Here is an 11,492-nt window from a genome sequence, read left to right as displayed (position 1 = left end):
CTGCAATCCACATATAGGGAAATTTTCTTCTTAAACAACTACATATGGATTTTAAAAAATTATTGAAACAATTTTGCCATATATGTCGTCTATAAATATGAAAATCTTGGCGAAAAAGAAGGAATTTAAGTAGGCTTTGACGAAGGTATTCATTCCAGAAGCATGAAACGATTCCACCATCCTCCACATGAAGATTTGTCGAATTAAGGTTTTCCTCCAATCTTTTTGTCATGTTTGCTAGGAGCGTTACGTATGCTCATACACATAAGGATCATGAGATTTTTTTCACTATCCTGCTCTTGAGCTTTTCTTACCACATCAGAAAGAATAAGTTTCGATATCCGAAAATCCGCTTTCTGATTGGCATGAAAAGTTACCGCTAATACCGGGTTGTTCATCATCGCATGGACATCGTTGGAAGCTTTTCTTACCACATCAGAAAGAATAAGTTTCGATATCCGAAAATCCGCTTTCTGATTGGCATGAAAAGTTACCGCTAATACCGGGTTATTCATCATCGCATGGACATCGTTGGAAGCTTTTCTTATTCCATGACCGCAACTTTTTCTTCCCAGCCTAGTATTACAAGTAAAGCTGGGATAACAAACGTGAAATCTCAAGGAGGATCGTTTGTAATGACCGATTCCCAGTTAATAAGAGAAATCAAGGACGGCAATGTTGAGCTTTATGCTGAATTGATGCAGCGCTATGAACGGAAGATTTACGCATTTGTTTATCACATGCTGAAAAGCTCCGGATTGGACGCAATTGCCGATGACTTGTGCCAGGAAACTTTTTATAAAGCTTACCGGAGTTTATCCACGTTTCGTGAGGTGGAGGCTTCTTTCTCTACATGGCTTTATACTATTGCGCGGAATACGGTTCTTAGTGAACTTCGCAAGCACAAGTACGCCAAAGTATCATTGGAACAAAGCGGCCATACTCCCGAAGCGTCGGCTGAGACCTTGCCTGAGCAGACCATTCTTCGGAATGAGAAGGTGCTGCTGGTAAGGAATGCGATAAACAATCTGCCCGAGAAGCAACGAACCGCACTCATATTAAGAGAATATGATCAGCTTGATTATCAAGAAATTGCCAATATTCTCGGCCAGACAGTAAGCGCAGTTAAATCCCTACTCTTCCGAGCGAGAGCAAGCGTCAGAATTCAGATGGAGTCTTACGTTCTTGAACCAATCTTTATTGATGGTGAAGGGATGAACTAATAATGAAATGTGCTGACGTTCAGAAGATCCTCGAACAATATATGGAGATGTCGCCTGAGGATCAACGGCGTTTGCAAGTGGATGAACACGCAGCCGGATGTCCCGACTGTGCGGAAGAACTGGCAGTGTGGAAAGAAAGCTATAACTGGATACAGGCAGAACTGGACTTTGGTGAAGGTAACAGAAATAACAGCATCTTAACCGGGGCATCAATCCCAGAGCCTGCAGAAACATTAACCGGCTCGGTCATGAATAAAATTTACACTAAAGAATCATGGAGAATTCCAATTGCTGATCGGATTTATTCCATACCTTATAAAGCACACCGTAATTTGACTGCATTCATCGCATTATGCATTGCGGTATTTGTGTTCAGCTTTCTCTACTCTTTGGTAATCAGAGAGCCCCACGATCCCCTTGCAGTGGAGCAAAGCAAATTCGGTTTTCATCAAGCCGTTAGCGCTTCGGATAATTACCACCCTGTGGATACCGGGTTAATGAGCACAGGCTCGCTTCCTTCCCAGGTTCTTATCGAGCCTCTCAAGTTAGGACCAATTCAGACGATTCCGGATTACCTGGTTGTCCTGTCCTTTTTGGGGATTACTGCCGCGCTGCTGATTTTGAACTGGTGGTCGCGGATGAAGGCTTGACATGTATAGAATAATGACTCACATAAGAAAGGGGCAGTCCAATAAGTCCCCAAAAATAAAAAGTTGAGCGGAAAAAACGTTTTCCGTTCAACTTTTTTTGTGCGGCTGCTTGGCCAGGAAAGCAGAGGGCGGATGCCTGCCGCTTTCAATAAATTGCGGGCCAATGGCCACAATCCCAAACTCGACGTGTACCTTGTCCAGTCCACGAAGTGAGCGTTAGACGGAACACCTCGCGAAACACATCACGGACCTGCGCATCTCACGGAATCTATGTGAATCACAGTATCTACGTATCTCACGGAATCTATGCACCTCGCGATACTTTTCACGGACCGACGCGCCATTCTATGTACTTCACACAAATCTACGCACCTCACAAGGCAACTTGCGCTTCTCGCAGAATTTGCATGGATAAGGTTCATTAGTAGTCATTAGAGCAACACCTTAAAACCATCTTCTCTGATTGGTTGTGTGGTAATGCATGCGATTTTTCCGTATACTTTTACCCCGTAGGCGCTGGCGAAGATTCATATTGAAACCTTTGCTCGACGGAGAACCTAGTAGACCGACTCTTTGGACCATCACTGTGGACCGACTCTATAGACGGTCTACAGAGTCGGTGCATCTTCGAAAATTCGTATTATTGGGCCAACCATTCTGGGTGGCCTTTCTGGACAGCCCTGTGCAGTATGCTGCAGCTAAATAAGAATTGAATGAAGCAGGAGGAATAGCTTGTCACAGGAATATCCTGTCAAATTCCGTTCATACTAAAACTAAAAGGATGAACGGAGGATAACCTATGAATTTGGCAGATATGCTGAGTTATTCGGATATTGCAGATTTGAGCAAGATTGCTCAAACTTATGCTTGCGAATGCAACACCCATTCCAAGAATGAGTTGATCCAATCGATTTTATCCAATGCCACACGCAAAGATGTGTTGGAAAAGCAAATCGGTGACATGAGTCTTGAAGAAATCCGGTTTGTGAATACGCTCTTGTTCGACCAGCGGGAGTCTTTCAGCCTGGAAGATTTGCTGGCTCGGGCCAATCAGACCCGCTTCTCGGACGGTTCTTCCCGTAACGGAGCCTTGGACCAGAATCTGGGCCAGGGCCAGGAGCAGGAGCAGGAGCAGGGAGAGATCAGCGCCTGGAACCCGCGGGAACTCATTCTGAAGAACAAGCATAGAGGCTGGTTGTTCAATGGCCATTCGCAAAATACCCGATATTTATTTCATGTTCCGCGGGATATTAAAAAAAGGATAAAAGCGATTTTGGCCGGCCGTTTTTCCTCGCAATTGGAAGTGATAGGCGAAGAGCCGGAGGTTTACCGCGAGGAACAGGGGCTGCTAAGCAACGATCTGCTGTTTTTTCTTCATTATGTGCATCAGAATGGCCCCCAGCTTTCGGCGGAAGGCTTTATTTATAAGAGGCCGCTTCAGCATCTGCTTGAAGGGATGGCTGTTCAAGAGGAGCTTCCGGGGCGCGCGGCCTGGAGGTTCGGGTACGGGCGGAGGTTTAGGGAATACCCGACCCGCTTTTCATTTCTCTATGATTATGCATATTATCAGCATCTGATTGAAGAAACGGGAGAGCAGCTGCTTGTCAGCAGCGCTGGACTAGAACGGCTTGCAGCAAGGAAGGAAGAGAGCATCAAGGCGCTGTATCAATTCTGGCTTAAGCTTTATAAGGGAGCTGTGCCAAATCTGCAGGCTATCGTTCAATGGATTGAAACGCTGGCAGCGGAGTGGACGACGGTCCGTTCTTTGGAGCAGGTGCTTTTGCCGCTGATCAAGCCTTTTTACTATGATCAGCCAGAGGCTATTTTACAGGAAAAAATATTGAAAATGCTGCTCCATTTGGGCATGCTTAAGATGGGTGAGCACAGTGTGCATGGACAGGTTGTTCAAATCAATAAATTAGGCTCAAGCGTCATACAAGGAAGCTACGTTCCGGAAGACGAGAAAATCCAACTGGATGATAGTCATAGCCCGTAATTGACAACTTCTGGCGGGCTCTGCTACAATCACGGGGCAGCCGGCATCGGAACAATAAAGGTACGGAGGACAGACATGGTCATTGGCTACAAAGGCAAGCTTCCTAAGCTTCACCCGAGCGTATTCCTAGCGGATGGAGTCAAGCTTATCGGGGAGGTAAATGTCCGGGAAGAAAGCAGTCTGTGGTATAATGCGGTTCTAAGAGCGGATCTCTCGCCAATTGAGATCGGAGCACGCTGCAATATTCAGGATGGCTGCATAGGTCACGTTAACGCGAATCAGCCTCTATGGCTGGAGGACGAGGTGTCGGTCGGGCACGGCGCTATCATCCACGGCTGCAAAATCGGTAAAGGCTCGCTTATCGGCATGGGAGCGATTGTATTGAACGGCGCAGTGCTCGGTGAATACAGTCTCATTGGTGCGGGCTCGGTCGTGACGGAGAACAAAGTAGTTCCGCCGTACACGTTATCCTTAGGCACTCCGGCGAGAGTCGTCCGGGAGCTGACCGAGGCGGATTTGGAGAGAATGAAGCAGACGGCCGCCAGTTATGTGATAAAAGGCAGGGAATACAGAGGGGAGGAGAGGTTGTGAAGTTCAGCGAAGTAAACAAGGAGCAGTGGGAGGAACTGCGCCCTTATATGGATACTTGTCTGCTGCCGATTACGGGATTGACCGGAGATCAGAACCCGTGGCAGGTGACCGAGGAACTGGAGAAGCTCCGGGATATAATGGATTATGTGGAGTTCCCGTTTAAAGGGAGAATTGTTACTTATCCCGCTTTGCACTATGTAACCTATGATGAAGCATTTATTGATCATGTCAACCGATTATGTCTTGGGTTTAAGGAGCTTGGCTTCCGCTATGTAATTGTCATCTCGTCGGATTCAGGATTGAATCAGATGGAGTTCAGTGCATGCGATTTGTTTATACGTGCTAAGGATGGAGCTAAGGGCAAGCTGCAGGTGCGTGAATTAGTCGAAGCGTGCTGGTCTCAGGAGGCTGAAAATTCCACGGAAGATGAATGATAAACGTTGATCAGGACAAGCTATCGTTAGAAGATGAGGATTTCTCATGGAATCTGCAATGAATATTGTGAATTCCGATTCTGGATCTTTGAAAATCATCGAGCCGAAAAAAGCAAGGGACAAGATGTGACAATTTCGTTAAAAAAGTTAATACGTTTTCCGAATCGTCATACATAGACAGGTTGTCGTTCTTGACGCCTATATAGCCGTAGGCTATTATAAGTTATGTCCTAGTATATAAATGTAAAACTTGTCGAAATCGACGTGAGATATATGGCCAAAGGGGGTAAATCTAGCACATGAGCGAGCATAAAGACCACAGAGTGCAGCAACCGACGAGGGCTAATGGAGGCAAGCGTGAAATGACGCGGCGCCAATTCCTTGGCTATACTCTCGGAGGAACAACCGCGTTTTTGGCGGCAGGTCCGGTCCTTCCTATGCTGCGCTTCGCCGTCGATCCTCTGCTGCAGCCTGCTTCAGACTCTGATTGGGTTCGAGTCGTTGAAGAAAGTGAAATAACGGATGAACCAAAGTCATTCACTTTTGTTGTTAAGCAGATTGATGGCTGGTATGAAAGCGAGCCAACATTGGAAGCTTGGATCGCTAGAGGCGAAGATGGGAAAATCTTTGCACTGAATCCAACATGCAAACACTTGGGATGTACGGTTAACTGGAACTCTAATCCCAGATTCCCAAATCAATATTATTGTCCTTGCCACGATGCTCATTACACGAAGGAAGGCAAGAATCTAGCCGTTTCCCCTCTTCCACTCGATCAGTATGAAGTGAAAATTGAGGGTGGTTTCGTGTATTTGGGCAGTCTGGGCCCGAATCAATTAGTTGACTAAGGAGGCGTACAGTAAATGCTGAAAAGTATTTATAACTGGATTGATGAACGCCTTGACGTAACACCGATATGGCGGGATGTTGCGGATCATGAAGTTCCAGAGCACGTTAACCCGGCTCATCACTTTTCCGCTTTCGTCTATTGTTTTGGCGGTCTGACGTTTTTCATTACAGTCATTCAGATTCTGTCTGGTATGTTCTTGGTTTTCTACTATGTGCCTGATATCGTGAATGCCTATAACAGCGTAGATTACCTGCAGCATAAAGTAGCATTTGGTGTTATTGTTCGTGGTATGCACCACTGGGGTGCCAGTCTAGTTATCGTAATGATGTTCCTACATACACTGAGGGTATTCTTTACAGGTTCTTATAAGAATCCGCGTGAGATGAACTGGGTAGTAGGGATGCTTATTTTCTTCGTAATGCTTGGGTTAGGCTTTACCGGTTATCTTCTTCCATGGGACAACAAAGCATATTTCGCAACCCAGGTTGGTCTTCAAATCGCGGACAGTGTTCCTTTCATTGGTGAATACATTAAAACCTTCCTGCAAGGCGGTTCGATCGTAGGGGCTCAAACCTTGACAAGATTCTTTGCACTGCATGTTTTCTTCTTGCCTGCTGTGCTGTTAGGCTTGTTAGGCGCTCACTTCATCATGATCCGCAGGCAAGGTATTTCTGGTCCGCTATAAGGATGGAGGTGTAAAGCGTGGCCCATGGTCCTCATTCGAATGATGAAAAAATAGTTTATGTAGGCGATTCGCGTGTCCGCAAAAAAACTCATCGCCCCGATCCGGCCGACTATACCGCTTATCCCGGTAAGTCAGAGGCATTCATTCCCAACTTTCTGCTGAAGGAATGGATGGTCGGTGCGGTCGTGCTTGTCGGATTCCTGATGTTGGTTATGTCTCACCCTGCACCGCTTGGTTACCCTGCAGATCCGACCAACACCGCGATTATTCCAATGCCAGACTGGTACTTCCTGTTTATGTATCAGCTGCTGAAATATCCTTATGCGTCTGAAGATTATCTTGTTTTCGGTACGGTAATCGTTCCTGGTATCATGTTTGGTGCCTTGCTGTTAGCTCCGTTCCTCGATACAGGGAAAGAAAGACGCTTTTACAAAAGGCCGATGGCTTCCAGCCTGATGCTCGTTACTTTAGCTGCCGTTACTTATCTGACTGTTTATTCCTGGGTTCATTACCAGCATGAGCTGGAAAGACAAGGACTTGTGCCTGACCATATCCGGGCTGAAGAAGAAAGGCAGCGGGCGCGTGAAGAAGGACGAGAGCCGGATACGGCCAATCGTCCAAACCAGCAGCCGATTGCTATTGTTGGTGAAGATGAAGAAGGCTATGAGATTTACACTAGAGCGACTTGTGCAACTTGTCATATGCCTGATTTGAACGGCAATCCGAGCTTGCTTGGTATCGGCGACAAGCATGACAAAGAAGGAATTTTAGCAATTATTCATGAAGGGGTCGGCGGTATGCCGGCTCAGTATGAAGATAATATTGCTAAAGGGTTGACCGATGAAGAGATTGATACACTGGCCGAATGGCTGGCTAAACAATCTGCGAATCCGGAAGAATAACCATACGTTTTTTAAAAACCTGACCCTCCATTCAGTGAGGGCAGGTTTTTTTAAATCATTTTGCGAGAAAAAGGGGGTTACTGGGTGTCCAATCGTTTTCCGCTATCCTTATTATGGAGCCGATCGTTTCTTACCTCCCGCTGGATGCTTTGGAGTCTGCTGTGGGTGAACGGTTTAGGAACGATTTATGGGTATTATTGGTATGGGCAGCAATTAATCTATACCTGGCATAATAAGCCTTGGTGGATGCTGCCTTTTGTACCGGACAGTCCGACCGCCAGTTTATTTTTTACCGTATCTGTCGGTTATTTGCTTGCTGACAGCTACCGGGGCGATGACAAATCTCCTTCTTTATTAAGAAATATTATTGAAGCGTTGGCTTTGGTGACTTCCTTCAAATATGGCATTTGGGCAGTTGTCATGATAATTGCCGGAAATTATCAAGGCGCGCCTTCCTCCTGGCAGGATGCGATGCTGATTACTTCCCATCTCGGTATGGCTGCCGAGGCGCTGCTGTTTGCCCGTTTCTTTCGGATTCGGCCGATCGCCTGGCTGATTGCGGCTTTATGGATCTTTACTAATGATCTGATGGATTACTCGTTCGGCATCTTTCCGGCCCTTCCAAAACAGCTGCACGATGATCTGTGGTGGATTGCCGGATTTACCTGGTCCTTAAGCGTTGTCAGTCTGGTGGTGTTTATCACCCTGGATTTTGTGAAAAAATTAACAATCGCACGGTCTAAATTGGGACATCCCTCCATATCATGATGATGAGGAGGGATGTCCCATGTTAAAAATAAAATGGTCCCGGCGGACGTTGGCGCTGGTGCTTTGCATAGGAATGCTGCTGCTGATAATGACAGGCTGTATGAGCAAGCCGGATATGCCGGACGAGAGGGAGGCGCAGCCCCAAACAAGTGAGGAAACGGTCACGAAGCTGAAAAAGCTGAATCGGATTGCCGAGGACATGCATAATAGAGCAAAAAATGGGGATGTAAGCGGTGCACATTTTCTGTTGAATCAATTCTCAGAGGAGCTGCTGACGCTGCCTTTTGCCGAAATTAGTACTTTGGAAGGCATGAAGGCCGTGACCGATGCTGTGGACGAGGCAAAACGTACACTGGTCTCCGCGAATCTTTCACCGCAGAAGGCTCTGGAGGTTTCAGTAAAAATCCGCTTGCTGGCTGATGCGATGACCCACCCTCATGAACCGATGTGGGTTCAGTTTTATCCCCGGATGAAGACCGAGCATCGGACAATGGAGACGGCTTACAAAAAGCAGGAGCTCGAATCCGCGCAAAGTGCCGTTAAGCTTTGGGAAGCAAGCTATTTAACCATCCGGCCCTCTTTGCTGGTTAGCAGAGATCCGGAAGCTGTTAACAAATTGGATTCGCTGCTGACCTTTATCAAGAACCGGTCAGCAGAAGCCAATGTGCCTTATGAGGAAATCCTGAATGCGCTGCAAGCCCTCCAACAAGGAATTGATGAAATATTCTATAAGCAGCAGGATCAGACCGCGTATCTCCCAATGCATGGGGGAGGCGAGCCCTATATTTGGTCAATCGGGGTGGGAAGCATCATTTTGACTGTCCTGACCTTTGTCGCATGGAGAATGTTTCATTCAGACAAACGGTTTGCCAAGGTCCCCCGTGACCGGTAGTTAATCCTGAGTAAAGCCTTCACCCAATACATCCTTTACATCGGAAACGACAAGAAAGGCGTTCGGGTCAATTTGTTTAACAAGATTGCGCAATTTCCGGGTTTCGTAACGCGAGACTACACAATAGACGACTTCCTTAGGGTGCTTGGAATAACCGCCTTTCGCTTGGAAAATGGTCACGCCCCGTTCAAGCTCGCGTGTTATTGCCTCGGCCAGCTGCTGGCTATGATCGGTTACGATGGTGAAGGCTTTGGCTGCATAGGACCCCTGGTTGATGAAATCAATTAAACGGGAAGCGATAAAGACGACAACCAGCGTGTATAGTATTTTTTCTATGGCAATATAAAGCAGCGATGAAGTGATGACGAAAGCATCAATGACTAGAATGATTTGTCCCATGCTTAATCCTCTAGTTTTGTTGATGATTCGGGCGACAATATCCGATCCCCCGGTCGTTCCGCCATAACGGAAAACGATGCCCAGCCCGGTTCCTAGCGTTACTCCCGCATAGAGAGTGACAAGGAAAAAGTCATTGGCTTGCAGCGGAACCAGCCAGCCGAGCTTCAGGAGCATTTCCATAACCCAAAGGAACAAGGAAAGCGAGAGCGTTCCGATTATCGTTAAAATCATCGAGGTAGAGCCCAGCACCCTCCATCCTAAAATAAATAGAGGAATGTTGAGCACAAGCGTGGTCAGCGATGGCGGGATACCGGTAGCATAATTAATAAGCAGGGCTACGCCTGTCATTCCTCCTTCCATAAACTCATTCGGAATGACAAAGTAATGGAGGCCAAACGCATATATTGCGGTTCCCATCAAGATAGGAATGATTTGCCGATAGGGTAAAGACAGCTTGATCATAACCGAGGGAAATCCTCCTTAAGGGTAAATGACTCCTTGTGAGTTCATTATGCCCTTTTTCTATTTTGTCTATATTTTTGGAACCGCCCGCAGATGAAATCGAATGAAGAAAAGCAAATTGCTCTGGCAAAAAGCCTGTAAAAAGGATTTGTTTTCAAATCGTCTTTGCGTTAACATGAAGGTTAGTTAAGGTTTGATGCTTAACAAATCAAATACACCTTACAACAACTTATGCCGGGCTTAATTTATTGGATAGAAGGAAGGGATGAGCCGTGACAGAGCAGCATAAGTCCTTGCTCGAGATGCAGAGGGAAGTAGACCGTTACATTTCACAGTTCAAAGAAGGCTATTTCAGTCCGCTCTCCATGCTGGCCAGACTTGCAGAGGAAGTGGGAGAGCTGGCAAGAGAGGTTAATCATGTATATGGTGAAAAGCCGAAAAAGCCGACTGAGGAAGAAAATTCAATCGAAAACGAGCTTGGGGACTTATTATTTATTTTGATCTGCTTTGCCAATTCACAAGGTATTGATCTGACAAAGGCCCATGACCGGGTTATGCATAAGTTTGCAACCCGCGATGCAGATCGTTGGACAAGAGTTGACTCTGATTAGCAAAACAGAAATCGGTACATATGCTATACGAGACGAAGGTCTCGGGAGGTTTAGGAATACTGGTTATCCATTCGAAAGCAAGGTACAGGATTACCAGCAGCAGACAAAGAAATAGCGATGTTCAATTTAGGCTCAACCTAAAAACCAGTGCTTCCCAGCAAGCATGGATTGCGGATTTGAGCTTCAATTATAGAAAGGAATCAGGTGAGCCGAATGAGTAATCAGCCTATAAAAGTAGCAGTGGCAGGAGCAAAAGGAAGAATGGGGATCGAAGTAGTCAAATTGGCTTTAGAGGATCCTGATTTGGAGCTGGCTGCGGCAATCGGCCGTTCCTCTGTTGGAGAAGACATTGCTGTCATTGCCGGGAAACAGCCTTCCGGCATCCTCTTAACCGATGATCTGGAAATGGCTCTTGTTGAATATAAACCGGATGTGCTGGTTGATTTTACTATACCCTCTACGGTTATGGAACATGCGCGTACGGCAATCAAGCATGGGGTTAGACCGGTAATCGGGACAACGGGCTTAAGCCCTTCGCATATTGAGGAGCTGGAGCGGATCAGTGAGCAGGCCGGCGTTGGCGGTGTTATTGCCCCTAACTTCTCCATTGGAGCCATCCTCATGATGAAGTTTGCTGCACAAGCCGCTAAATATATGCCGCATGTCGAGATCATTGAGTATCACGGGGAGCAGAAGCTGGATGCACCTTCAGGAACCTCCATCAAAACAGCGGAAATGATTTCGCAAGCTAGGGAAGAATTCAGACAAGGACATCCTGATGAAGAAGAGACTATTGAGGGAAGCCGGGGCGGATATTATGATGGGTTCCGCATTCATAGTGTACGTTTGCCGGGAGTTTTTGCCCAACAGGAGGTTGTTTTCGGAGGCTTTGGCCAAACCTTGAAAATTCGTCATGACTCCTATGAAAGAGCAGGGTATATGCCGGGCGTAGCTTTAGCTTGCAAGAAAGTAATGGAGCTTGACAAGGTTGTTTACGGCTTTGACCGTTTTATAGATTAATCGGATTAA

The 11,492-nt window shown here is 46.5% G+C and carries 14 protein-coding genes; 12 read left to right on the top strand and 2 right to left on the bottom strand.

Going from position 1 to position 11,492, the window contains the following annotated elements:
* Positions 1-203: 203 nt before the first annotated feature.
* The gene (locus PSHG_RS14045) at positions 204-518 is read right to left on the bottom strand and encodes a hypothetical protein (protein WP_010273819.1); all 315 of its coding nucleotides are present in this window, start codon (positions 516-518) and stop codon (positions 204-206) included.
* A 117-nt stretch (positions 519-635) separates the two neighbouring features.
* On the opposite strand from PSHG_RS14045, the gene PSHG_RS14040 reads away from it, so the two are divergent.
* From PSHG_RS14040 to PSHG_RS13990, 10 genes are all read left to right on the top strand, one after another.
* The gene (locus tag PSHG_RS14040; protein ID WP_010273817.1) at positions 636-1,223 is read left to right on the top strand and encodes an RNA polymerase sigma factor; all 588 of its coding nucleotides are present in this window, start codon (positions 636-638) and stop codon (positions 1,221-1,223) included.
* 2 nt (positions 1,224-1,225) lie between these two features.
* A complete protein-coding gene (locus tag PSHG_RS14035; RefSeq protein ID WP_010273816.1) occupies positions 1,226-1,873 on the top strand; it encodes an anti-sigma factor family protein in 648 nt (215 codons plus the stop codon).
* A 799-nt stretch (positions 1,874-2,672) separates the two neighbouring features.
* Positions 2,673-3,869 carry a hypothetical protein gene (locus tag PSHG_RS14030; RefSeq protein WP_010273815.1) on the top strand — a complete coding sequence of 399 codons (1,197 nt, stop codon included), beginning with the start codon at positions 2,673-2,675 and terminating at the stop codon, positions 3,867-3,869.
* Positions 3,870-3,944: 75 nt separating this feature from the next.
* Complete coding sequence (locus tag PSHG_RS14025; protein ID WP_010273813.1) at positions 3,945-4,460, top strand: gamma carbonic anhydrase family protein; 516 nt, start codon at positions 3,945-3,947, stop codon at positions 4,458-4,460.
* Positions 4,457-4,894, top strand: a complete 438-nt coding sequence (locus PSHG_RS27690; RefSeq protein WP_010273812.1) for a DUF2487 family protein — start codon at positions 4,457-4,459, stop codon at positions 4,892-4,894. The genes PSHG_RS14025 and PSHG_RS27690 overlap by 4 nt, the downstream gene beginning before the upstream one ends.
* A 299-nt stretch (positions 4,895-5,193) precedes the next feature.
* The gene (locus PSHG_RS14010; RefSeq protein ID WP_010273809.1) at positions 5,194-5,742 is read left to right on the top strand and encodes a ubiquinol-cytochrome c reductase iron-sulfur subunit; all 549 of its coding nucleotides are present in this window, start codon (positions 5,194-5,196) and stop codon (positions 5,740-5,742) included.
* A gap of 15 nt (positions 5,743-5,757) precedes the next feature.
* Positions 5,758-6,429 (top strand): menaquinol-cytochrome c reductase cytochrome b subunit, encoded by a 672-nt coding sequence (gene qcrB, locus PSHG_RS14005; protein WP_010273808.1) that lies wholly within the window; start codon positions 5,758-5,760, stop codon positions 6,427-6,429.
* 17 nt (positions 6,430-6,446) lie between these two features.
* Positions 6,447-7,331, top strand: coding sequence for a menaquinol-cytochrome c reductase cytochrome b/c subunit (locus tag PSHG_RS14000; protein WP_010273807.1), 885 nt, complete (start codon positions 6,447-6,449; stop codon positions 7,329-7,331).
* Between the two features lie 84 nt (positions 7,332-7,415).
* On the top strand, positions 7,416-8,099 hold the full coding sequence (locus tag PSHG_RS13995) for a DUF1405 domain-containing protein (RefSeq protein WP_010273805.1): 684 nt from the start codon (positions 7,416-7,418) through the stop codon (positions 8,097-8,099).
* A 19-nt stretch (positions 8,100-8,118) separates the two neighbouring features.
* Positions 8,119-8,991 (top strand): sporulation protein YpjB, encoded by an 873-nt coding sequence (locus PSHG_RS13990; protein ID WP_010273804.1) that lies wholly within the window; start codon positions 8,119-8,121, stop codon positions 8,989-8,991.
* Here PSHG_RS13990 and PSHG_RS13985 read toward each other — a convergent pair whose 3' ends face one another.
* The gene (locus PSHG_RS13985) at positions 8,992-9,852 is read right to left on the bottom strand and encodes a YitT family protein (RefSeq protein ID WP_010273802.1); all 861 of its coding nucleotides are present in this window, start codon (positions 9,850-9,852) and stop codon (positions 8,992-8,994) included.
* 302 nt (positions 9,853-10,154) lie between these two features.
* Here PSHG_RS13985 and PSHG_RS13980 point away from each other — a divergent pair, with 302 nt between their 5' ends.
* Together PSHG_RS13980 and dapB are read left to right on the top strand one after the other, a co-directional pair.
* Positions 10,155-10,463 (top strand): nucleotide pyrophosphohydrolase, encoded by a 309-nt coding sequence (locus PSHG_RS13980; RefSeq protein WP_042122076.1) that lies wholly within the window; start codon positions 10,155-10,157, stop codon positions 10,461-10,463.
* A 213-nt stretch (positions 10,464-10,676) separates the two neighbouring features.
* Positions 10,677-11,483, top strand: coding sequence for a 4-hydroxy-tetrahydrodipicolinate reductase (dapB, locus tag PSHG_RS13970; protein WP_026021376.1), 807 nt, complete (start codon positions 10,677-10,679; stop codon positions 11,481-11,483).
* The last annotated feature ends 9 nt before the right edge of the window (positions 11,484-11,492 follow it).

The sequence above is a fragment of the Paenibacillus senegalensis JC66 genome (genome assembly GCF_000285515.1).
Lineage (GTDB): Bacteria > Bacillota > Bacilli > Paenibacillales > NBRC-103111 > Paenibacillus_L > Paenibacillus_L senegalensis.
The sequence above is the reverse complement of the archived record's forward strand: the minus strand, read 5'-3'. Positions and strand labels throughout refer to the sequence as shown.